At 70.0% G+C, this 21,307-nt stretch carries 21 protein-coding genes; 7 read left to right on the top strand and 14 right to left on the bottom strand.

Translation table 11 applies throughout. The annotated features are described in order from the left end of the window. Positions 1–9: 9 nt before the first annotated feature. The 4 genes from OG707_RS38805 to OG707_RS38790 are packed head-to-tail and all read right to left on the bottom strand — an operon-like array spanning position 10 to position 4,362. The gene (locus tag OG707_RS38805; protein WP_329126583.1) at positions 10–1,245 is read right to left on the bottom strand and encodes a Gfo/Idh/MocA family protein; all 1,236 of its coding nucleotides are present in this window, start codon (positions 1,243–1,245) and stop codon (positions 10–12) included. 6 nt (positions 1,246–1,251) lie between these two features. After that, entirely contained in the window at positions 1,252–2,082 is an 831-nt protein-coding gene (locus OG707_RS38800; RefSeq protein WP_329126581.1) for a carbohydrate ABC transporter permease, read from the bottom strand. Then, positions 2,075–3,052 (bottom strand): carbohydrate ABC transporter permease, encoded by a 978-nt coding sequence (locus OG707_RS38795; RefSeq protein WP_329126579.1) that lies wholly within the window; start codon positions 3,050–3,052, stop codon positions 2,075–2,077. Before OG707_RS38795 ends, OG707_RS38800 begins: the two co-directional genes overlap by 8 nt. An 11-nt stretch (positions 3,053–3,063) precedes the next feature. After that, positions 3,064–4,362, bottom strand: a complete 1,299-nt coding sequence (locus OG707_RS38790; protein ID WP_329126577.1) for an ABC transporter substrate-binding protein — start codon at positions 4,360–4,362, stop codon at positions 3,064–3,066. 485 nt (positions 4,363–4,847) lie between these two features. Between OG707_RS38790 and OG707_RS38785 the strand changes: the two genes are divergently transcribed. Both OG707_RS38785 and OG707_RS38780 read left to right on the top strand, forming a co-directional pair. Next, positions 4,848–5,366: a lytic polysaccharide monooxygenase auxiliary activity family 9 protein gene (locus OG707_RS38785; RefSeq protein ID WP_329126576.1), complete on the top strand. Its 519-nt coding sequence runs from the start codon at positions 4,848–4,850 to the stop codon at positions 5,364–5,366. A 38-nt stretch (positions 5,367–5,404) separates the two neighbouring features. Then, on the top strand, positions 5,405–6,133 hold the full coding sequence (locus OG707_RS38780) for a chitinase (RefSeq protein WP_329126575.1): 729 nt from the start codon (positions 5,405–5,407) through the stop codon (positions 6,131–6,133). 67 nt (positions 6,134–6,200) lie between these two features. Here OG707_RS38780 and OG707_RS38775 read toward each other — a convergent pair whose 3' ends face one another. Next, on the bottom strand, positions 6,201–7,379 hold the full coding sequence (locus tag OG707_RS38775; RefSeq protein ID WP_443071516.1) for a S1 family peptidase: 1,179 nt from the start codon (positions 7,377–7,379) through the stop codon (positions 6,201–6,203). Between the two features lie 185 nt (positions 7,380–7,564). Next, positions 7,565–8,374, bottom strand: a complete 810-nt coding sequence (locus OG707_RS38770; RefSeq protein WP_329126574.1) for an endo alpha-1,4 polygalactosaminidase — start codon at positions 8,372–8,374, stop codon at positions 7,565–7,567. A 167-nt stretch (positions 8,375–8,541) separates the two neighbouring features. On the opposite strand from OG707_RS38770, the gene OG707_RS38765 reads away from it, so the two are divergent. Together OG707_RS38765 and OG707_RS38760 are read left to right on the top strand one after the other, a co-directional pair. Then, on the top strand, positions 8,542–9,033 hold the full coding sequence (locus OG707_RS38765; protein ID WP_329126573.1) for a cation:proton antiporter regulatory subunit: 492 nt from the start codon (positions 8,542–8,544) through the stop codon (positions 9,031–9,033). A 3-nt stretch (positions 9,034–9,036) separates the two neighbouring features. Further along, positions 9,037–10,323 (top strand): cation:proton antiporter, encoded by a 1,287-nt coding sequence (locus OG707_RS38760; RefSeq protein WP_329126572.1) that lies wholly within the window; start codon positions 9,037–9,039, stop codon positions 10,321–10,323. 7 nt (positions 10,324–10,330) lie between these two features. Here the strand turns inward: OG707_RS38760 and OG707_RS38755 are convergent, their stop codons facing one another. The 6 genes from OG707_RS38755 to OG707_RS38730 form a co-directional block, all read right to left on the bottom strand. Further along, positions 10,331–11,797 carry an MFS transporter gene (locus tag OG707_RS38755; RefSeq protein WP_329126571.1) on the bottom strand — a complete coding sequence of 489 codons (1,467 nt, stop codon included), beginning with the start codon at positions 11,795–11,797 and terminating at the stop codon, positions 10,331–10,333. A gap of 72 nt (positions 11,798–11,869) precedes the next feature. Beyond that, entirely contained in the window at positions 11,870–12,481 is a 612-nt protein-coding gene (locus OG707_RS38750) for a hypothetical protein (RefSeq protein ID WP_329126570.1), read from the bottom strand. A 133-nt stretch (positions 12,482–12,614) separates the two neighbouring features. Next, the gene (locus tag OG707_RS38745) at positions 12,615–13,877 is read right to left on the bottom strand and encodes a PucR family transcriptional regulator (RefSeq protein ID WP_329126569.1); all 1,263 of its coding nucleotides are present in this window, start codon (positions 13,875–13,877) and stop codon (positions 12,615–12,617) included. A gap of 75 nt (positions 13,878–13,952) precedes the next feature. After that, positions 13,953–16,286 carry a helix-turn-helix transcriptional regulator gene (locus tag OG707_RS38740; protein ID WP_329126568.1) on the bottom strand — a complete coding sequence of 778 codons (2,334 nt, stop codon included), beginning with the start codon at positions 16,284–16,286 and terminating at the stop codon, positions 13,953–13,955. Positions 16,287–16,451: 165 nt separating this feature from the next. After that, positions 16,452–17,321, bottom strand: a complete 870-nt coding sequence (gene bdeA / locus OG707_RS38735) for a bis(hydroxyethyl) terephthalate hydrolase (protein ID WP_443071515.1) — start codon at positions 17,319–17,321, stop codon at positions 16,452–16,454. 176 nt (positions 17,322–17,497) lie between these two features. Beyond that, on the bottom strand, positions 17,498–18,457 hold the full coding sequence (locus OG707_RS38730) for a quinone oxidoreductase family protein (RefSeq protein ID WP_329126567.1): 960 nt from the start codon (positions 18,455–18,457) through the stop codon (positions 17,498–17,500). An 82-nt stretch (positions 18,458–18,539) separates the two neighbouring features. On the opposite strand from OG707_RS38730, the gene OG707_RS38725 reads away from it, so the two are divergent. The 3 genes from OG707_RS38725 (at position 18,540) to OG707_RS38715 (ending at position 20,113) form a co-directional block, all read left to right on the top strand. Next, complete coding sequence (locus OG707_RS38725; RefSeq protein WP_329126566.1) at positions 18,540–19,004, top strand: MarR family winged helix-turn-helix transcriptional regulator; 465 nt, start codon at positions 18,540–18,542, stop codon at positions 19,002–19,004. Positions 19,005–19,013: 9 nt separating this feature from the next. Next, positions 19,014–19,634: an L-threonylcarbamoyladenylate synthase gene (locus tag OG707_RS38720; protein ID WP_329126565.1), complete on the top strand. Its 621-nt coding sequence runs from the start codon at positions 19,014–19,016 to the stop codon at positions 19,632–19,634. A gap of 95 nt (positions 19,635–19,729) precedes the next feature. Next, positions 19,730–20,113 (top strand): DUF779 domain-containing protein, encoded by a 384-nt coding sequence (locus OG707_RS38715; RefSeq protein WP_329126564.1) that lies wholly within the window; start codon positions 19,730–19,732, stop codon positions 20,111–20,113. 1 nt (position 20,114) lies between these two features. Here OG707_RS38715 and OG707_RS38710 read toward each other — a convergent pair whose 3' ends face one another. Next, positions 20,115–20,309 (bottom strand): hypothetical protein, encoded by a 195-nt coding sequence (locus OG707_RS38710; protein ID WP_329126563.1) that lies wholly within the window; start codon positions 20,307–20,309, stop codon positions 20,115–20,117. 106 nt (positions 20,310–20,415) lie between these two features. Next, complete coding sequence (locus tag OG707_RS38705) at positions 20,416–21,276, bottom strand: phosphatidylinositol-specific phospholipase C/glycerophosphodiester phosphodiesterase family protein (protein WP_329126562.1); 861 nt, start codon at positions 21,274–21,276, stop codon at positions 20,416–20,418. Positions 21,277–21,307: the final 31 nt, after the last annotated feature.

Here is a 21,307-nt window from a genome sequence, read left to right as displayed (position 1 = left end):
GTACTGGATTCAGCCCTGGCCGCCCGCGAACCATTCGGCCAGGTCGGGGGCGACCCGGGACACCGTGACGGGACGGCCGTCGGCGCGCAGCGACTCCGTGGCGGCAACACCTGCGGCGACGGCTTCGCGGGCCGCGACCGGGCTGGTGTCCGTCGCGCCGCCGGAACGGACGAAGCGCAGGAACTCGGCCACCAGCATCGGGTCCGAGCCGCCGTGCCCTCCCTTGCCCGGGGGCGGCATCGGGACGACGCGGTCGGCGTCGGCCCGGTAGCCGCTGCGCCGCTTCCACACCCGGACCTCGGCGGTCTCCCCGTGGTCGCCGAAGTTCTCCAGCCGCCCCTCGGTGCCGATGACCGTGTAGTTGCGCCAGTAGTCGGGGGTGTAGTGGCACTGCTGGTAGCTGGCGTGCACGCCGCCCTCCAGCCGCATCACCATCATCGACAGGTCCTCGACGTCGACGACGGGGTTGAGTCCGGTGTTCGACAGCGGGGGCCAGTTGTTCTCGGGGTCGTACCAGTCGGGCATGACCGCGCCCGGGGCCTGGCCCGAGCGGTCGGCGATCTGTCCGTACACCGTGAGCCCGCCGAGCGCGCTGACGCGCTCGGTGTAGGCGCCCGCGAGCCAGTGGATGACGTCGAGGTCGTGGGCGCCCTTCTGCAGGAGAAGGCTGGTGGTGTTGCGGCGGTCGGCGTGCCAGTCCTTGAAGTAGAAGTCGCCGCCGTGGCCGACGAAGTGGCGGCACCACACGGCCTTGACCTCGCCGATCTCGCCGCTCTTGATGAGGTCGCGCATCACGCGGACGACGGGCATGTGGCGCATGTTGTGGCCCACATACAGGCGGGCGCCGCCGGTTCGTGCGGCCTCCAGGACGCGGTCGCAGCCCTCGGTGGTGATGGCGAGCGGCTTCTCCACGAAGACGGCGACACCGGCCTCGAGCAGCTCGACCGCGAGGTCCTCGTGGGTGTGGTCCGGGGTGATGACGAAGACCGCGTCCAGCTCTTCCGCGGCGAGCATCTCCCGGTGGCCGGCGTAGACATGGACGTCCTCGCCGAACCATGCGCGGGCCCGGTCGTACCTGTCCGGCGCGATGTCGGCGGCCGCCACCACGACGGACCCTTCGCCGGGGTGGTGGGCCTCCTGCGCGAGGGTGGCGCGCAGGCCGAGGCCGATGACGCCCAGTCGCAGGTCGCGTGTGTGCACACCGCTGTCCGCGGGTGCGGTGGTGCCGTGCAAGGTGTCGGTCATGCGTGTTCAGCCCTTCATGCCGGAAAAGGCGATGCCCTGGATGAACTGACGCTGCATCGCGACGAACACCACGATCACCGGGAGAGTTGCGAGGAGGGACCCGGCCATCAGGACCGGGTACTCGGTGAGATGGGCGCCCTGGAGAGAGGCGAGCCCGGCCGACAGCGGCATCTTGGCCGGGTCGGTGTTGACGATCAGCGGCCACATCAGGTCGTTCCAGGACCAGAGGAACGTGAGGATGCCGAGCGCCAGCAGTCCGGGCCGGGCGAGCGGCAGGGCGATGCGCCAGAAGACGGTGAACGGGTTGGCGCCGTCCAGCCGCGCCGCCTCTTCCAGCTCCTCGGGCAGTCCCATGAAGAACTGCCGGAGCAGGAACGTGCCGAAGGCGGAGAACATGCCGGGGACCACCAGCGCCTGCATGGAGTCCAGCCAGCCGAGGTTCTGCATGATCTGGTATTGCGGCAGCAGGAACAGCTGGCCCGGCACCATCAGTACGGCGAGGAACCCGAGGAAGATCGCACCGCGTCCGGGGAAGCGGATCCGGGCGAACGCGTAGGCAGCCATCGAGCACAGCAGCAACTGGGCCGCGGTGCGCAGCAGGGACATCACGACGGTGTTCACGAACTGCTGCCCGAACGGGATGCCGTCGAAGACCTTCGAGTAGTTCGACCAGTCCCAGTGCGAGGGCAGGATCGTCGGCGGCACCTGTACGGACTCGCCGAAGCTCTTGAAGGAGGTCAGCACCTCCCACACGAGCGGGAAGACGGTGATCACCGCGCCCAGTGAGAGCAGGATGTGGGCGGGCCACAGCCTGCCTTCACGACTTGTGTCACGCATAGTGGACCCACCTCTTCTGCAACCGGAACTGGACGGCGGTCAGCGCCATGATCAGGACGAACAGCACACAGACGATGGCCGCGCCGTAGCCGCGCTGGTTGTCGAAGAACGCCTTCTGGAAGAAGAGCATCACGACGGTCTGGCCCTCGCCGTAGGCCGGATTCTGGAGGGAGACGTTCGTATTGGCGCCGATGATCAGATACACCAGGTCGAAGACCTGGAGGGACTGGATCACCGAGAGCACGGTGGTGAAGAACAGCGTCGGACTCAGCAGCGGCAGGGTGATCGAGAAGAACTGCCGCAGGCGTCCGGCGCCGTCGAGCGATGCCGCCTCGTAGTAGTCGCCCGGAATACTCTGGAGACCGGCCAGCAGAAGGATCATGTTGTAGCCGACGGTCATCCACACACCGACGACGGCGACCGCGATACGGATGGTGTCCGGGTCGGACACCCAGTACACGCCGTTGATGCCGATCGCCGACAGAGCGTGGTTGAGGATTCCGGCGTCACCGTTGTAGAGCCAGCGCCAGACCACGGCGACGGCAGCGGGCATCGTGACCACCGGCAGGAAGTAGAGCGTGCGGTAGATGCCGGTGCCGCGAAGGCCCTTGAGGTTGAGCAGCACAGCCAGCGCCATCGACAAGGGGATCCCCAGCAGCACGAGGCCGGTGTAGATGCCCGTGTTCATCAGCGAGTGCCAGAACTCCGGATCGTCCACCAGCGTGCGGTAGTTGGAGAGACCGATCCAGGTGGTTCCCCCGAAGGCGCCCCACTCAGTGAAGCTGTAGTACACCGTCTGCACCACGGGCCACAGGTAGAAGACCGCGAGGCCCAGTCCGGCCGGGGCGATCAGCGCATAGCCCCACCATTTGTCCCGGTGCAGGAAGCGGCGCTCGCGGCGACGCATTTCACGCTGGGTGAGGATGTCCGGCCGCGTGCCCTGCGCCGGTACGGCAGTTCTCTCACGCACATCAATACTCATCAGGACCGGCCCTTCCTCTCCTGTGCGAGCAGTTGGTTCATCGCGTCGGACAGCGAGTCGGTGGCGCTCCTGAGACTCACGTCGCCACTCCACGCCTTGGCGAGCCACATCCATTCCTTGTGGTTCCAGGCGGCGCTGTTCGCGGAACCGGGGAACGGAACCGCGTAGTCCAGTGCGTCGAGGTGCACCTGGAGGTCGAACTTCGGCATCCCCTCGGCCCAGGGCTTGGCGGTGCCGTTACGCGCCGGGATGGCGGTGCCGTACTTGCCCTGGAGGAGGGATGCCTGCTCCCCGCCGAGGAACCGGACGAATTCCCGGGCCAGTTCGGGATGGGGCGTACGGGCGTAGACAACGTTGGCAAGGCCGTGCAGAACGGTGGCGCGCCGGCGGCCCTTGGGCATCGGCGCGACGTCGATCTTGGCCCGGAGCTCGGGGTCGGCGTAGAACGTCGCTGCGTTGTACGACGCTTCGTACGTCATGGCCAGCGTCCCGGACTGGAACATCTGGGTGGGGTCCGTGTCGGTCATCTGCTGGAGGGACGGCGAGGCACGGTAGCGGTGGATCAGGTCGATCCAGAGCTGCAGCCCCTCGCGGGTGTGCTCGTCGGAGAAGCCGGAGCGCGTCTTGTCCTCGGAGATGACCCAGCCGCCGGCCTGGGGTATCGAGTTGTAGTAGTTCTCCTGTGCGCGGACCGGAGCTCCGACGCCGTAGATTCCGCGCTTGCGGTCGGTGAGCCGCTGGGCGTTGTTGATCAGGGTCTGCCAGGTCCAGGTGGAGTCCGGGTAGTCGACCTTGGCCCGGTCGAAGAGCTCCTTGTTGAACCACAGGGCGACGGTGTCGAAGTCCTTCGGGGCGCCGTACTGGGTGCCCTCCCAGTTGTAGAGGGAGATCAGGTCCGCCGGGAAGTCGGCGGGGCTCAGCACGGCTTCGGACCCCTTCGTCTCCAGGGGGAGGAGCTGTCCCGCGTCGGCGTAGAGGCCGAAGTTCGGCCCGTTCATCCAGAAGACGTCCGGGGCGGATCCACCGGTGCACGCGGTGCGCAGTTTGGTCCAGTACGTGCCGTTCGGGGTGAGTTGGACGTCGACGGTCACCCCCGGCCGGGTGCGCTCGAACTCGCGCGCCGCCCGCTCCATCGCGGGCACTTGGTAGACGTCCCAGACGCCGTAGGTGAGATGGCCGCGCCGCGAGCCGCCGCCGGATGCGGCGGAGGGTGACGGCGAGGAGCTGCATCCGGACACGAGCGGGGCCGCCGCGAGCGTCGTGGCGGCAGCCGCCGTGAAGAGGGAACGTCTGCGCACGCGGAGCCTTCCTTGGGCGAGGGGGGTCGTTCCGCGGGGACGCTTCCCCACATGCGGAATGCCACGACGCTATTTGCTCGAAGATGACTGGTCAAGGCCTGTTTGAATCAACTTTGCGCATCCAGCACTCGCCGATGAGGCTCCATCGGCGTCCGAACTCCCCGGCCCGTCAACCTCGGCTCCCGGATTCGCGCGCTGCGCAAGGGAGTTGAAGAAACGGTGACCGTGGCGTGCAGACCTGCGGCCCGTCCGCGCCCTCCCGGCCGTCGCCGCGACAGCGTCCTTGACAGGGGCACGCCCACTTGTATGGTCTAGTCCAAGCGGAATTCACCACTGCGTTCACGGGAGTTGTCCAGCCGTGCCCGTACGGAGAATTCCGTGCCACCTTCGCGCCTCTTGGCCCCACCCTCGAGAGGCCGGCCTGAGGCGAGCGGCCCCCCACATATCCGCTCGCCATCAGGAAGACCTGAAGTGAAGGAGTACGCATGAACGCCAGAAGGAAGACCGTTGCGCTCATAGGCGCCGCGCTCGCGCCGGTCATCGCCGTAAGTCTCCCCGCGAGTTCGGCGAGTGCCCACGGATACATCTCCGATCCGCCCAGCCGGCAGGCGCAATGCGCGGCGGGAACGGTCTCGTGCGGGGACATCACGTACGAACCGCAGAGTGTGGAAGGCCCCAAGGGGCTCACGAGCTGCAGCGGCGGGAACAGCCGTTTCGCGGAACTCGACGACGACTCGAAGGGCTGGGTCGCCACCCCCGTACAGAAGACCACGACGTTCAAGTGGTCGCTGTCCGCCCGGCATTCGACCAGTACCTGGGAGTACTACGTCGACGGAAAGGAGATCGCCGTATTCGACGACCACGGCGCGCAGCCCGGCGCGACGGTCAGCCACAATGTCGACTTCGGGTCTCTCACCGGCAAGCAGAAGGTCCTGGCCGTGTGGAACATCGCCGACACGACCAACGCGTTCTACGCCTGCATCGACGTGAACGTCAGCAGCTGAGCATCTCCCCCACACCCCCCACCACCAGGAGCGTCACCATGCGCCGCCGTATATTCGGCCTGCTGACCGCCACCGGATCAGCCGCCGCACTCTGCCTGCTCACCCTCACCTCGACGGCAACAGCTTCGCCCCCACAAGCATCCGCGGACGACTTCGTCGTCAGCCAGGCGCAGTTCGACCAGATGTTCCCGAACAGGAATGCGTTCTACACCTACAACGGCCTCACCGCCGCTCTGGACGCCTATCCGGGATTCACCGGAACGGGCAGCGACACCGTCCGCAAGCAGGAGGCGGCCGCATTCCTGGCGAATGTGAGCCACGAGACCGGCGGCCTGGTGTACGTCGTCGAGCAGAACACCGCCAACTACCCGCACTACTGCGACACTTCCCAGTCCTACGGTTGTCCTGCGGGCAACGACAAGTACTACGGGCGCGGCCCCATTCAGCTGAGCTGGAATTTCAACTACAAGGCTGCCGGCGACGCCCTGGGCATCGATCTCCTCAACAATCCGGACCTGGTCCAGAACGATGCGGCCGTCGCCTGGAAAACCGGTCTCTGGTACTGGAACACGCAGAATGGTCCCGGCACCATGACTCCGCACAACGCCATGGTCAACGGCGCGGGATTCGGTGAGACCATTCGCAGCATCAACGGAAGCCTGGAATGCAACGGGGGAAACCCCGCCCAGGTGCAGAGCCGCATCGACAGCTACAAGAACTTCGCCGGAATTCTCGGCGTCGACCCCGGAGCCAATCTGAGCTGCTGACACAACTCACCCGCTGTGTCCCGCCCGGTGATGTCACCGGGCGGGACGCAGTCGCAGGTGTGGCCGGTCAGGCGGTGTGCAGGGTCAGGCCGTACCGGTTGAGGATTTCGTTGATCGGCTGGTGCCAGGTCTCGCCGCCGCTGGTGCAGTTGCCCCAGCCTCCGGAGGTGACACCCTGCGCCTGGTCGCCGCTGATGAAGGAGCCCCCGGAGTCGCCGGGCTCGGCGCAGACGCTGGTCTTCGTCATCTCGTAGACCGCGCCCTGGCTGTAGTTCACGGTCTCGTTGGTGGCGAGCACGTTCCCGCAGTGCCAGTGCGACGTGGAGCCCGAGCGGCAGATGGAAGCGCCGATGGGTGCCACGGCGGAGCCTCGCACCAACTGGTCGGAGACCGTGCCCCAGCCGAGTACGACCGGAACGGTCCACCAGCCGTTGCCCACGCTCACCCAGGAGTAGTCGTTGCCGGGGAAGGACGAGCCCTGGAAGTTTCCGATGAGGGAGCCGTCCCAGCCGCGGACCTCCGCGCCCGCCTGACCGCAGTGTCCTGCCGAGACGAAGCCGCCGTAGACGGAGAAGCCTATGGAGCACCGGACGTTGCCCGTGTAGTACGGGTCGCCGCCGACCGTGCCCGCGGCGAAGGTCCGCGGCGCCTCGCTCACCTGGCGGACCGTGACGGGGCCTGCCTTCGCGGCCCGTGCGACGAACGTTCGGACATCGTTGTCACTCTTGCGCGAGGCGACGACGTTCACGACGACGCTGCTCGCCTGCGGGTCCACGTGCCAACTGCTCACCCCGGCAGGCGCCTTGAGAGTGTCGATCTTCTTCTTGGTGCTGTCGAGCTGCCGTTGGGTGTGGGACACCAGCCGGACGGCGGCTCCGCTCGCCCGGACGGCGTCGGCCTTCCCGCTGTCCGTCACCGCGACGGTCAACTTCCCTGCTGCGGCGTCGAACCAGGCACCGCCGAAGGAGGCTCCGGCCGCGTTCCGTGCCTTGCCCTCGACCGCGGTGGCCTGCTTCTCGGCCGCCAGACGCTGCACGGCTTCGGACTTCGAGAGGCCCAAGTCCTTCTGCATCGCGGCCAGAAGACCGGTCGAGGCCGGCGCCACAGCGGTGGAAGCGGTGGGGGAATCGGCCGCGGAAGCGGAGGGGAGGCCGACCGAGGCGGCAGCGCCGACGAGCAGGGCGCAGAGTCCTGCGCCCAGGGCTGCTCTACGTCGTTTCGCGGCTGCGCTCGTGGGGTGCGTCAGATTTCTCACGGCAGTTGGCCCTTCTGTCGTTCCAGCTCGGTGGGGGGTGGAACGGGCGAGATCCGAGAACGCAGACTGAGAGCGCTCTCAGAGCGACCCGGACCGGAGCGTAGCGCCGCCTTGATGGTCAGGTCCATGCCAATGCGGGACCGGATCCGCTTCTGGCCGGATCCGTACGGCGCGCGTCAGCAGGTCTGCCGTACGTGTCCGCTGCCGCCCGCGGGCAGGACGTCGTGGTCACGGCGGACGATGCTGAGCCGGTCGCCCCAGCCCGAGCAGGCCTTCGCCAGACCCTTCGCCGTGTACTCCACGACGAGGACGCGGTCCTCGAACGCGTCGGCGAACTCACCGCATTCGTCAAAGGTGGCGCACTCTTCGGTGACGGCGAAGTCGAATCCCGTCTCGTCACGGGCACCGGCCAGGTCGACTGTGTTCTTCTGTCCGACGGCCAGACCCTTGGCGTGGGCGTGCGCCGACAGCAGGCCGGCGAAGGACGTCGCCTGGTCCGCGTCGAGGTACGTCGGGAAGCGTTCGTAGGTGTCGAGGTTGTCGGGTTCCACGGCCTGGTAGCCCTTCGCCGCACAACCGTCGATCCAGGCGTTCACCTTGGCTGCGATGCGCTCGCGCTTCCCGGCCGTCCGCAGGTCGAGGACGGCTTCGTCCCAGTCCTTGTCGTAGACGATCTCGCCGTCGGCCGTACGGAGGAGGAGATCAGGCTCCCAGTCGTCCTCGTCGCCCGGCTGGGCCTGGAAGGCGTTGACGTAGCAGATGTTGTACAGGCCCGGAGCCGGTGCCGATGTCCGGTCACGGCTCACGATCTTCGCCCCTGCGGGCGGCTCGTAGGCCCCGCCGATCTGGTAGTCGAAGCCGCCGTGCAGCGGCGGGAGCGCCACCGGGTCGGACGGCGTCGACACGCAGGCGGCCAGCAGGACCGTCGCCGTCGCGGCGGCGACGGCAGCGGCGAGGGATCGGCGTGCGCCGATGCGGAGAGTCATCGTCGAGTTCCAGTCACGGGGGCACACCCCCGCCCCGGACGGGACTTGAGGCCTGCCCACCCTACAACCGTTCCTTTGCCAAATATTGGCACAGGTAGGGTGACAACCGGTGCCGAAAGATGCAGGCGCCGTGCATCAGCCTGAAACAGGCCGGACAAGGGAGAATTGTGACCGCTTCACGCCTGAGTCGGACCCCGCTGCCAGGAATCGGATACCGCTACGACCTCACGACCCGCGACCAGAAAACGGTGTCGGTCGTCGCGCACCGCGACGGCGGGCGCACCCTGAGCGCGTACCGGCCCGAAGCCGACGACCCGGATGCGTGCGCGCTGTCACTGAAGCTGACGGCCGGTGAGGCGGACGCCCTGATCGACGCCCTGATGCCCTCTCACCACAGTCCGAACCTGCTGCACACCACCGACCTGGGCCTGGTCGCGGAACGCATCGAGATCGCGGCGACCTCGTACTGGAACGGACGCCTGATGGGCGAGACCCAGCTGCGGACGGAGACCGGCGCCTCGATCGTGGCCGTACTGCGCCGCGCCGAAGCGATTCCCTCACCGACCCCGGACTTCCGGCTCGCGGGCGGCGACACCGTCATCGTGATCGGCACCCGCGAGGGCGTCGAGGCGGCGGCTTCGATACTCGGAAGGGAGTGACCTGTGCACTCCGCGGTGTTTCTCATCGAGTTCGGGGCGATCATTCTGGCGCTCGGCCTCCTCGGCCGGTTCGCCGGGCGCTTCCGCTTCTCGCCCATCCCCCTCTATCTGCTCGCGGGGCTCGCGTTCGGCGAAGGCGGGCTGCTCCCGCTGGGCGCGAGCGAGGAGTTCGTCGCGATCGGCGCCGAGATCGGCGTGATCCTGCTTCTGCTGATGCTGGGCCTGGAGTACACGGCCAGCGATCTCGTCAGCAATCTGAAGACCCAGTACCCGGCGGGAATCGTCGACTTCACGCTCAACGCACTGCCGGGAGCCGCTGCCGCTCTCCTCATGGGGTGGGGGCCGGTGGCCGCAGTCGTCCTCGCGGGCGTCACCTGGATCTCTTCGTCCGGGGTGATCGCGAAGGTCCTCGGAGACCTCGGCCGGGTCGGCAACCGCGAGACCCCGGTGATCCTGAGCATCCTGGTCCTGGAAGACCTCGCGATGGCGGTGTACCTCCCGATCATCACCGCCCTGCTCGCCGGGGTCGGCTGGGCGGCCGGCGGTCTCACCCTCGCCATCGCGCTGGGGGCGGCCGGTCTTGTCCTGTTCGTCGCGGTACGCCACGGCCGGCTCATCTCCCGCTTCGTCTCCAGCGACGATCCCGAGAAGCTGCTCCTCGTGGTGCTCGGGCTGACGATCCTGGTCGCCGGGCTGGCGCAGCAGCTCCAAGTGTCCGCCGCCGTGGGCGCGTTCCTCGTCGGCATCGCCCTGTCCGGCGAGGCGGCCGAAGGCGCCCACGCACTGCTGCTGCCCCTGCGTGACCTGTTCGCCGCGGTGTTCTTCGTCTTCTTCGGGCTGCACACCGACCCCGCGAGCATCCCGCCGGTCCTTCTGCCCGCGCTGGCCCTCGCGGTCGTCACGGCCTGCACGAAGATCGCCACGGGCTACTGGGCGGCACGGCGCGCGAAGATCTCCGTCAAGGGTCGCTGGCGGGCCGGTGGCGCTCTCGTGGCGCGCGGGGAGTTCTCCATCGTCATCGCGGGTCTGGCCGTCACGGCCGGGATCGAGCCCCGGCTGGGGCCGCTGGCCACGGCGTACGTCCTGATCCTCGTCATCGTCGGCCCGCTGACGGCCCGTTTCACCCAACCGGTCGCCGAACGCGTGTCGTTGTGGCGCCGCGCCAGGGCGGTCTCAGCCGCGGCACTCCCGGCAACGGTGCCCGCACCGGCGGTCGGCCCCGAGACGACCGGTCCGCACGAGGAGGCGGACGCGCACGACCCCTCCCCGGGTCGCGCGCCGGCCCCCTAGCAGGCGGTCACTGCGAGGTCGTCGCCGAGAGCGGTGTGGCGATGTCCTCCAGGGACCGCCCCTCGGCCCGTACGGCGAGAACAGCGGCGACGAGGCCCGCCGCGCACATCAGACCCGCGCCGACCTGGAAGGCGAGCACCGTGTCCCCGACCACGCCCGTCTTCGTCAGGTCGGCGAAGAGCAGCGGGCCGCTGATGCCGCCGGCCGCCGTCCCGACGGCGTAGAAGAAGGCGATCGCCATGGCACGCGTCTCCATGGGGAAGATCTCCGACACCGTCAGATAGGCGCTGCTCGCGCCCGCCGAGGCGAAGAACAGGACCACGCACCAGCAGGCCGTGAGCGTGACCGCGCTCAGCGAACCGCGGCCGAACAGCCAGGCGGTACCGAAGAGAAGAAGGCCCGAGAGCAGGTACGTCGACGAGATCATGACCCGGCGGCCGACGGTGTCGAAGAGCCTGCCGAGGAACAGCGTGCCGAGGAAGTTGCCGGCAGCGATGACCGCGAAGTAGTAACCCGTCCTGCCCGAGGGAACGTCGTAGAACGTGGTAAGGATCGCTCCGAATCCGAAGGTGATGGCGTTGTAGAGGAACGCCTGGCCGACGAAGAGCGACAAGCCGAGCGTGGCACGCTTGGGGTAGTCGCGGAACACGGTTTTCGCGATGAGGCCGAAGCCGATGCTCTTGCGCTGGTGGACGGTGATCTCCCGCTCGGGCGGCGGGAGTTCGACCTGCGTCTCCTGTTCGATCTCCCGCTCCACCGAGGTGACGAGCCGCTCGGCCTCCTCACCCCTTCCGTGGATGAACTGCCACCGCGGGCTCTCGGGGACATGACGGCGTACGAGCAGGATGACCAGGCCGAGGACGACGCCCAGGGCGAAGGTGAGCCGCCATCCCAGGTCCTTGGGGAAGATGCCGGTGTCGAGCATCACGATCGACAGGAGTGATCCGCCGATGGCGCCCAGCCAGTAGCTGCCGTTGATGATCAGGTCGACGCGGCCCCGGTATTTCGAGGGGATCAGTTCGTCGATGGCCGAGTTGATGGCCGCGTACTCGCCGCCGATGCCGAAGCCCGTCAGGAAGCGGAAGAGGAAGAACCACCAGGAGCTGAACGAGAGCGCGGTGAGCGCGGTCGCGGCCAGGTACACCACGAGCGTGACCATGAAGAGCTTCTTGCGGCCGAAACGGTCCGTGAGCCATCCGAAGAAGAGGGCTCCCACGCATGCGCCCGCCACGTACAGGGCCGCCGCGACTCCGGTGATCTGTGCGGAGGAGATGGCAAGACCGCTGCCGTCCTCGGAGAGCCGGCCCGCGATGTTGCCGACGGTGGTGACCTCGAGGCCGTCCAGGATCCATACGGTGCCCAGGCCGATGACGATCATCCAGTGCCAGCGCGACCACGGCAGTCGGTCGAGGCGGGCCGGCACTGCCGTGGTGACGGTTCCTGCGGGTGCGGGCGCAACTTCGGGTTCGGGCATGGGGGTTCCTCCTCGTCGGTTCCCTGCCCGTGCGGGTCCCCCGATCAGGGAGGATCTACCCACCCGCCGTTCTCACGGGTTCAGCTGCTGCCCGACCTCCGCGACGTCGGGGCCGGAGTCCTGCGCGGGGATCGCCCAGCGGTACGGTGCCTTCGTCCCGTCGGTGTAGAGAGCGCTGCCGTTCTTGGCCTGGGCCGGGGTGAGGTCGAACACCTGGGCCCGCAGCTGGGAGTCGCCGGGCTGGATCGGGCCGTGGTTGTTGTACTTCGCCAGGACGACCCGGGCCGCGTTGCCGTTGCCCGCGGCCGTGGTGCGCCCGCTCGGCTCGACCCACTTCCAGCCCCCGCCCGCGGCGGCCGTCTCCTCGTCCGCGGGGTTCGCGGTCAGTGACTTGTCCCGCATCGTCACCACGACGAACGTGCCGTATTCGGCGGTCACTTCGCCGCTCTTGGCCGCGTGGACGACCGTCATCGGCGTGATCTCCAGGATGCCCACGGTCTTGGCACCCACGGTCCGCGCGGGCGTGCCGAGGTCCAGTGCGGCTCCGCCGGGCGCGGGACTCGCGGTGGCCGAAGGCTCAGGTGTGGACGGCCCGTTGCCGGAGTCGGTACCGCCGGTGCTGCCGTCGCAGCCGGCCAGGGCGAGGCACGTCACGGCGGTGGCGGTGAGCAGGATCTTGCGCATGGTTCCCCCAAGGTTTCGACACGCTCGGTGACCGTACCGCTACGCGGTACGGTCCTGGTGAGTCGGTCGCGGAACCGGTACGAATGCGGTAGTCCTGTGACGTTTCCAGGCAGCGCGGGGCGGCGCGCCCGCCTCATCCGCCGAGCAGCCTCCGGGCGCCGAGCGCCAGGGACACCTCGACCATGTCGCCGACCCTGGTGAGGCTCCGGCCGGTCAACTGCTCGAAGCGGCGCAGGCGGTTGAGGACGGTATTGCGGTGGCAGTACAGGCGGGTTCCCGCGCGCTGCGCCGAGCCGTCGGACTCCAGCCAGACGGTGAGCGTGTCCAGCAGAAGGTCCCGGTCCACGGGATCGAGGGAACGCAGCGGGCCGAGGACGCGTTCGGCGAGGGCGGCGGCGAGCTCGGGCGACGAGACGACGAGGGCGTCCGGCAGGCGCTCGTCCAGGAGTACGGTGCCGCCGCTGCGGGGGCATGCGCGCAGCGCCGTGTCGGCGAGCCTGCGCGCTTCGGGGACGGCGGCCAGCCCTTCCACGGGTGTGCCGATCCCGGCGCGGGCCCCGGGCGGCAGGGCCAAGGTGGCGGCGAGCGCGGCCAGTTCGGCCGCCGGGTCGCCCTCGGCGTCGCCGAGCAGCACCAGAACGTACTGGGTGCCGGACTCCGCATGGTGCAGCGATCGTGTGCCGGCCGGCAGTACGGGCCGCGCGCCCTCCCCCGCCAGGGCGATCACGGCGTACCACCCTTCCTCGGGCAGGCCGAGCGCGTCCGCGGCATCGGGGAGGTCGGTGAGGCGGGCGCTTCCGTCGAACAGGCCGGCGGTCAGCAGGCGCAGCCGGTTCTCGTGCTGCCAGGCCATGCGCCGCTCGGTGCGGCGGTACGCCTCGGCGACGACTCCGCAGTGTTCGTCGACGAAGTTCCACACGTCCGTGGCGACATGGATGAGCAGCCGCATGTCGTCGGGGTTGCCGCGCGAGGTCTCCTCGACGAGGCCCTGCCAGACCATCGCGCCGCCGAGCCGGAAGGCGTGGAGCAACGCGTCGAGCGGCAGGCCGCGTTCGGCACGTAACTCGGCGATCTGCGCGGAGGTGCGGTGTGCCGCCGCTCTGGTCTCGCCGGGCTGGAGGAGCGAGGTGACGCTGTGCCGCAGCGAGCGGTGCACCTCCTGCCACACCTCGGTGGGGTGCGAGGCGATGGCCGCCCGGTAGGCGGGCTCCTGTTCGCGCAGTGCAGCGACGAGCCCGTCGGTCAGGGTGGGCAGGTCGTCGAGGAGGACACGGGCCGCACGGTGGAGCACGGCGACCGCCTCGGCGTCGAGGAGCGAGCGCGTCCCCGGTGCGAGCGGGGTGACGGCGGGCACTTCGTACAAGGTCCTGACCCGCGACCGCAGGACGTGTGGCATGGGGCCTCCCCGGGGAGTGTGCTCGCTGCCGGAAGTTCCTGTCGCCCGAAGAATGGCATACCGCCCGGTCGGTACCTAGAGCTGTGCGGCAATCTCCACACCGCGGTCCCGCCGTCCGCCGTCCCCGGCGAGCAGCCTCGACAGCTCGACACGCGACCGCACACCCAGTGCGGCGAAGACATTGCGCAGGTGGTGGTCGACCGTGCGGTGGCTCACCGAAAGGCGTACGGCCACTTCCCGGTTGGTGGCGCCCTCCGCCACGTGGCGGGCGATGCGCTGCTGCTGCGGGGTCAGGGATTCCAGGGGCCCCGGGCCCGGCTCCCCCGCCGTCGTCTCGCCGGCGGCGCGCAGTTCGCCGCGGCTGCGCTCCGCCCAGGCCCGCGCCCCGCAGCGCTCGAAGACGACCAGTGCGTCGCGCAGCGGTTCGCGGGCCTCGCGGGTGCGGCGTCTGCGGCGCAGCCACTGCCCGTAGAGCAATTGGGTGCGGGCTCGCTCGAACTCGCCCGGCATGCGGTCGTGGTGCGCGAGCGCGCTCTCGTACGCGGCTGCCGCGCTCTGCGGCGGCGCCAACAGTGCGCGGCAGCGGGCCAGTTGGGCGGGCGCGAGCCGGTCGGCCGTGGCCGCGGTCCACAGCGCGAACTCCTCCGTGGCCCGGCGGGCCTGCGGGTGGCGCCCGGCCTGGACGGCTGCTTCCACGAAGCAGGGGACGGCCAGCATGCGTACGGCGAAGTGACCGCGCCGCGGCCCGGCTGCGACCAGTGGCTCCAGCCGTGCCGCGGCGTCGCCCGGACGCCCCGCCGCGAGATCGGCGCGGGCCACGGCCCAGACGGCGAGGGTGGCGGCCTGGGTGAGGCCGTGCGGTCCTGCGCCCGATGCCGCGGCGTCGGCGTGCACGGCGCAGGCTTCCGCGTCGCCCTCGACGGAGGCGGCGAGCGCGAGGACGGCGTGCAGACAGACCGCGACGTTGGGCTGCCCGATACGGTGCGCGGCCCTGAGCCCTTCAACGGCGTGCGCCCGCGCCCGGGTGTGGCGGCCTGCGCGCAGTTCGCCGTACGCCAGGTGTTCCAGGGCGCGCGGCAGCAGGACTTCGGGGCCGTACGCGCGTACGGCGGCCAGCGCCCTGGCGCCCGCCGCACAGGCGGTCTCGACCTCGCCGACCACGAGTGCGGCGGCGCCCGCGCGCAGCAGCCTCGCCGGATCGCCCGTCCCGGGTACGTCGTCCAGGCAGCGGCGCAGCAGAGCGTGCCCCTGTGCGGTCCGGCCCGAGAGGACCGCGCACATCCCGGCGCGGTAGGCCTCCAGTGACGGGTCGTCCGCGCAGACGGGAATCCGGGTCATCGCCTCCAGGTACGCGGCCGCGTCGCCCCTCGCCCACCCCGCCTCCGCCGCGCCCAGCAGCGCACGGCGGGCCGGTTCGGGCGGAAGCAGTGCGGCGGCGGTGAGCAGCGCCTCCCCCGCGTCGGCCGCAGGCCCGTCGGCGAGGGCGAGCAGCCCGCGCACCCGGTGGATGCCGCCGTGGGCGGGGGCCGCTCCGGCGCGCGCCAGCAGGGCGCGGGCCCGTACGGGGTCGCCCGCGAGCCGGGCCGCTTCCGCCGCGTCGGCGATCCTGTCGGTGCGCAGCGCGGGGTCGGCGGTGAGTGCGGCGGCCCGGGCCAGGGCGTCGGAGCGCTCGGCGTGCGGGCGGGGCACGGCCGCCTCCGCGGCCAGGTCGGCGGCGAGCCGGGCGTCGTACTCTCCTGCCGCACACGCCAGTTGGACCAGTCGGGGCAGGCGGTCGGAACACACCGAGGCGAGAGCGGTGTGGGCCGCCCTGCGGTGGCCGAGCGGGGCGCGGCGCAGGACGGCGCGGCGCAGCAGGGGGTGGGTGAAGCGGATGCGTCCGCCCGCCCCGACGATCGCCCCGGCGGCTTCGGCGGGCCCGACACCCGCGAGGTCGCCACCTGCTCGCAGCAGCAGGGCGAGGTCCGCGCCCGTGCCGTCGGGCTCGTGCTCGCCCGCCGCCGCGGCGAGCAGCAGCAGGGTGCGAGCACTGCCGGGCAGGGCGTCGACGCGGGACGCGTAGTCGTCGAGTACGTCCTCGCCTCCGGGCAGCGGATCGGGCAGCGGTCTGCTGCCGGACAGCTGGCCGGGCGTGAGGTGGGCGACGAGTGCGGTGAGCAGGCGCGGGTTCCCCTCGGCCTCGCGGATCAGCCAGTCCCTGACGGCCGGGTCGGCGGAGCCGCCGGTGAGGCGGTCGAAGAGGGCGGCCTGCACTGCGGGTTCCCAGGTGTGCGCGTCGTCGAGGACGAGCACGCCGCCGCGGCCGGTCCGTAATCGCTCCACCATGGCTTCCACGGCGGCTTGTTCCTCGCGTCGGCCGTGGAGTGCGGTGGGCCCGGGTGCGTTTGTTTCCGTCGTGGAAGAGGTCACGCCCGCACGTTACTTCCGCGTAAATCCGCCCGGAAGGCGCGCGTCCGCAGGAGTGTCCCCTGGGCACGCGGTGCTGGGCGCGCCCCCAGGCGCGGCCGTATCACGGTGTGCGCGAGCACAGTCCGCGTTGTCCGTCGCCGGGCTCCCGGCGACGGACAGTCAGGATCAGGACGTGTGCGGGCAGTTGCCCCGGTACTCGTCGATCGTGAGGCTCGGCCGCGGGAGCGGGCAGAGGAACTGCTCGTAGCGGGTGTCGTTGTCGATGAAGCGCTTCAGCCACGAAATGCTGTACTTCGCGATCGTCGTGTTGGACGAGTTCGGGGTGAAGTGGGTGGCGTTGTTGAGCTCCAGGTACGCCTTGTCCAGCGTGCTGGGCAGCGACTGGTAGAACGGCTCGGAGTGGGTGGCGACGGGGGCGATCGTGTCACCGTCCGCGCCGATGATCAGGGTGGGGGTGCGGACCTCGGGCCAGGTCGTGTCGAGGTTCCAGCCCGTCAGCGGTATCGCCGCCTTGAGCGAGGTGCGGCTCTTGGCCGCTTCCAGGGTGCCCCCGCCGCCCATGGAGTGGCCCATCACGCCGAGCCGGGAGGTGTCGATCCGGCTGCGCACCGAGCTGGTCTTGGTCAAGTAGTCGAGTGCGGCGAGGAGTTGGCGCCCCCGGCTGTCGGGCTGGTCGAGGGTGGTGAGGGTGTCGATGGTGAAGACCACGAAGCCCTGCGAGGCGAGCCGCGGCCCCAGCCAGGAGATGCTCGACTGGTAGGCGGTGAAGCCGGGTGCGATGACGACCGCGCCGAAGGTGCCGTCGGCCGTGGACGTCGGATAGTAGACGGTGCCCCCGCCGAATCCGGACACGCCGAGCGCGGAAACGCTGGTCTGCGAGACGGCGTAGGAGCCGCGCGTGGCCTCGATGCTGGAGACGGTCGGTGCGGGGCCGCGCTCGTAGGGGTTGTCGGCGGCGGCGTGCGCACCCGGGGCGAATGCGGTGCCCAGAAGCCCGGCGGCCGTCAGCGTGGCGGCGAGGAAGGCCCGTACCAACGGGCGGGAAAAGGCGTGCAGTTGCAGATGCACGGAGGGGTCCTCTCGGTCGTGGCGGAGCCACGCGGGAGAGAGGGTCACACCCGGGTGGGGACCGCCGTGTGCGTTGGCGGTCCCCACCGTGGCCGTGCCGGCTGTGTGTCGGCATCGGCGATTTCACCGGTGTTCTGCGGAGGTCAGGGAGTGATGACGATGCGCCGGCCGGGCTCGGCCGGGGCGGTCCACGCCTGCTCGACCTGCTCCAGCGGTACGGACTGCACACCCACGGCCAGCGCGCCGGAGGCGATCTCCTCGGCGAGCGAGGGGAGTTCGGCGAGGATTCCGGCGGTGGTCACGGAACCCTGGCCGCTGCCCATGATGCTCAGGTTCCCCGCACGCAGCAGGTACGAGGGCAGGGCGATGTCCTGTCCCGCCATGGAGCCGATCTGGATCCATGCGAGGGCCTTCGAGCGGTCGGTACGGGCCTTGAGCAGGGCGGGCATGGCCTGCTCGGTGGGGCGGCCCCACAGGTAGTCGATGACGACGTCGACGTCTCCGGCGGCCCGGCCGAGCCGGTCGGCGACGGCGTCCTCGTCACCACCCAGCGCGATCACCTCGTCGGCGCCGAGCCCCGTGAGCAGATCGAGGCGCTGCGGGTCGCGGCCCGCGCCGATCACCCGGGAGGCCCCGAGGCGCTTGGCGATCCGGACCGCGAGCTGCCCGGCGTTGCCGGTGGCGCCCATCACCAGGACGGAGCCTTCGGGCCGGAAGGCGACGCGGCGGCGCAGGGCCACCCAGGAGGACATGCCGGGGTTCATCGCCGCGGCGACGGCGGCCGGGTCGGTGCCGGGAGGCAGGGTGATGGCCCGTCGGCGGTCGACGACCGCGCGTTCGGCCATGGTGCCGATCCCGTCGTCGGGGGCGACGAAGTAGAGCAGTTCACCCTCCGGCGTCCGGCCGACCGCGTCGACGCCCGGGACCATCGGCAGGCTGCCGTCGGAGGTGTAGTGGGTTCCGTCGGCGGCCGAGCGCACGCGCGGGTGCAGGCCTGCCGCCAGAACGTCGACGAGGATCTCGTGCTCCCCCGAGACGACCGGCTCGGGGAAGGTGTCGAAGCGGGGAGGGGAGTCGAAGGAGCGGACGACTGCGGCGCGCATGGGAGGTCTCCATCTGGTTTGCGGCACGTACTACTTTCGAAGATAGTTTGCGCCGCGTACTAGGTCAAGTAAGCTCACCCCCATGACCCCCGAATCCACCCCGGCCGGCCTCGCCGACGACCAGCCGCTGAACACGGTGGACGCCCTCGTACAGCTGTCGTTCCTGACCCAGCGCGTCCTGGCGGCCACCGGCACCGAGCACGATCTGTCGATCATCCAGATCAGGCTGCTGGGCATCCTGCGCGACCGGCAGGCCGGCATGCTGGAGATCGGCACCCACCTGGGCCTCGACAAGTCCTCCATGACGGGCCTGGTCAGCAGGGCCGAGAAGCGTGGCCTGGTCCGGCGCTCACCCTCCCCGCACGACGGCCGCGCCGTACTGGTCTCCCTCACACCCCTCGGCAGGGAGCTCACCGAGCGGTGCACCGCCGAGATCAGCGGCCGCATCACCGCGCTCACGGACCACCTCACCGCGGCCCGGCGCACCGAGCTCACCGAGTTGGCCGCCGAGGTCGTGCGCGCGGGCAGGAATCCACTGATCGCCTAGACTCGACCAATGGCGAAGTACTTCGACGTGCACCCCGAGAACCCCCAGCGGCGCACCATCACCAGCGTGGCGGACAGCATCAGGTCGGGTGCGCTCATCGCATACCCGACGGACTCCTGCTACGCGCTGGGATGCCAGCTGGGCAGCCGTGACGGCATCAGCCGCATCCGGTCGATCCGCAACCTCGACGACCGGCACCACTTCACGCTCATGTGCCAGAACTTCGCCCAGCTGGGCCAGTTCGTGCACATCGACAACGACGTCTTCCGCGCGGTCAAGGCGGCCACACCCGGCAGTTACACCTTCATCCTCCCGGCGACGAAGGAAGTGCCGCGTCAGCTGCTGCACCCCAAGAAGAAGACGGTCGGCGTCCGGATCCCCGACCATGCCGTGACCCAGGCACTGCTCGCCGAGCTCGGTGAGCCGCTGCTCTCCAGCACGCTGCTCCTGCCCGACGAGGAGGAGCCGCTGACGCAGGGCTGGGAGATCAAGGAACGGCTCGACCACGTGGTGGACGCGGTCCTGGACTCGGGCGACTGCGGCACCGAGCCGACCACGGTCATCGACTTCTCCGACGGCGACCTGGAGATCGTGCGCCGGGGAGCGGGTGACACCGCCCGGTTCGAGTAACTCCGCAGCGCCGCGCCGGGGCCGTGTACAACTCCCCCGCATGCTTGGGAGAGTTGAGGCTGCTCCCGTTTCCCCGCTCACGAGAGGGGCAGCACATGCAACCGTACGAGAACACGGAACCCCCGGCCGGCGCCGACGCCCCACGCGTGGCCGTCACTCCCGCTGCCGCCACGGTCCTGCGGCGGCTCCGCGAGGCCCACGGGCCGCTGATGTTCCACCAGTCGGGCGGCTGCTGCGACGGCAGTTCGCCGATGTGCTTCCCCGAGGGCGAATTCCGTACCGGGGAGTCCGACGTACTGATCGAATCGCTCTCCGTCGAGGGGGTCGAGGAGCCCGTCTCCTTCTGGATCTCGGCGAGCCAGAACGAGGCGTGGGCGCACACCCGGCTGATCGTCGATGTCGTGGAGGGGCGCGGCAGCGGCTTCTCGCTGGAGGCGCCCGAGGGTGTGCGCTTCCTGATCAGGTCGAAGGTGATCTGACTCAGGGCTTGATGTTGCCGACCATCTGCGCGGTGGCGCTCAGCCCGTTCTGGATCGTCGGCGCGACACTCGTACTGGCGAGGTAGAAACCCAGTAGCACGCAGACCAGTGCGTGCGAGACCTTGAGCCCTCCGCTGCGCAGGAAGATCACTGCGAGGACCAGCAGAAGCAGCACCAGTGAGATCGAGACAGCCATGGTCACCCTCCTCCGCCGCGCCGGATTTGCGGCATTCGGCGGCCAGTGTGGCGGAGGAGGGTGACCGATCAGGCGGAAGAGCTGTCCGCCGTACGGGTGTTGTTGGCTATGCGTCGTGTGTACGGAGGAACCGTTCGAGTCCCGCGAGGTCGTCCGTGTTCAGGTGATCGACTCCCGCGGCCAGGAGTTCGGCCCAGAGCGCCTCGCGGTCGGCGCCCGGCAGGTCGGGGGTGGCCCAGAAGCGGACGCGCTGGCCGCGCGCATGGGCGGTCGAGACGAGCGCGTGCAGCTTCTCCCGTTCCGCTGCCGGGAATTGGCCGGTTCCCAGCCAGCTGAAGCTCTCGGTCCAGTTGCTGCTGATGAGCGGGATGAAGGAGGCGGGGGCGGTCGTCGCCAGATCGTCGAGGCGTCCGTCGTAGAACGCGTGGCGCACCTTCTGGGCCTCCATCGGCACGCGTGCCGCGCGGTCGCCGGAGATGACCGGGGTGATCGCGCCGGGGATCACCCGGCCGTTCGCGTACGTACTGAGCATGCGGCGGTACGGGCGCAGCCGCCGGTCCAGCTCGCGGTACGCGGCGTCCCCGTCCTCCTTGATGTCGACGAGCAGTTGCACGGGGCGGCGGTAACCCCGGTAGACGAAGCCGTGGTTGGCCTTCACGCGGGCCAGCAGCGGGTCCAGGTAGAGGGATTCGAGGGTGCGGGTGGGGTCCAGGTCGATGCGGTCGTGGGAGACCAGGAGCTGTCCGTCGACGAGGTAGATGTCGGCCTCGACGCTGGTGAAGCCGTGGGACAGGGCGTCGAAGAGCGGGTGTTCGTGCTCGTAGTCGTTGTGGGCGTGCGCGCGGCGCAGCGGTCGCGGCTGCGGTCTGCGTTCCTGGGCCGACGCGGCCTGAAGCGGCACTGCGGCGCCTGCGGCCGCTGCGGCGACGAGGGTGGTGACGGCTCTCCGGCGGGTCAGGTGCACCATGGTGGCTCCCGGGACGGGCGTGACGGACGGG

The sequence above is a fragment of the Streptomyces sp. NBC_01465 genome, assembly GCF_036227325.1.
GTDB lineage: Bacteria > Actinomycetota > Actinomycetes > Streptomycetales > Streptomycetaceae > Streptomyces.
Note: the sequence above shows the minus strand (reverse complement) of the source record. Positions and strands in the feature narration are given on the sequence as shown.

What these genes read in the sequence shown, in the direction of transcription:
- OG707_RS38805 (WP_329126583.1), bottom strand. Translation starts at nt 1,245, where the DNA reads ATGACCGACACCTTGCACGGCACCACCGCACCCGCGGACAGCGGTGTG.
- OG707_RS38800 (WP_329126581.1), bottom strand. Translation starts at nt 2,082, where the DNA reads ATGCGTGACACAAGTCGTGAAGGCAGGCTGTGGCCCGCCCACATCCTG.
- OG707_RS38785 (WP_329126576.1), top strand. Translation starts at nt 4,848, where the DNA reads ATGAACGCCAGAAGGAAGACCGTTGCGCTCATAGGCGCCGCGCTCGCG.
- OG707_RS38780 (WP_329126575.1), top strand. Translation starts at nt 5,405, where the DNA reads ATGCGCCGCCGTATATTCGGCCTGCTGACCGCCACCGGATCAGCCGCC.
- OG707_RS38770 (WP_329126574.1), bottom strand. Translation starts at nt 8,374, where the DNA reads ATGACTCTCCGCATCGGCGCACGCCGATCCCTCGCCGCTGCCGTCGCC.
- OG707_RS38755 (WP_329126571.1), bottom strand. Translation starts at nt 11,797, where the DNA reads ATGCCCGAACCCGAAGTTGCGCCCGCACCCGCAGGAACCGTCACCACG.
- OG707_RS38750 (WP_329126570.1), bottom strand. Translation starts at nt 12,481, where the DNA reads ATGCGCAAGATCCTGCTCACCGCCACCGCCGTGACGTGCCTCGCCCTG.
- OG707_RS38745 (WP_329126569.1), bottom strand. Translation starts at nt 13,877, where the DNA reads ATGCCACACGTCCTGCGGTCGCGGGTCAGGACCTTGTACGAAGTGCCC.
- OG707_RS38730 (WP_329126567.1), bottom strand. Translation starts at nt 18,457, where the DNA reads ATGCGCGCCGCAGTCGTCCGCTCCTTCGACTCCCCTCCCCGCTTCGAC.
- OG707_RS38725 (WP_329126566.1), top strand. Translation starts at nt 18,540, where the DNA reads ATGACCCCCGAATCCACCCCGGCCGGCCTCGCCGACGACCAGCCGCTG.
- OG707_RS38720 (WP_329126565.1), top strand. Translation starts at nt 19,014, where the DNA reads ATGGCGAAGTACTTCGACGTGCACCCCGAGAACCCCCAGCGGCGCACC.
- OG707_RS38715 (WP_329126564.1), top strand. Translation starts at nt 19,730, where the DNA reads ATGCAACCGTACGAGAACACGGAACCCCCGGCCGGCGCCGACGCCCCA.
- OG707_RS38710 (WP_329126563.1), bottom strand. Translation starts at nt 20,309, where the DNA reads ATGGCTGTCTCGATCTCACTGGTGCTGCTTCTGCTGGTCCTCGCAGTG.
- OG707_RS38705 (WP_329126562.1), bottom strand. Translation starts at nt 21,276, where the DNA reads ATGGTGCACCTGACCCGCCGGAGAGCCGTCACCACCCTCGTCGCCGCA.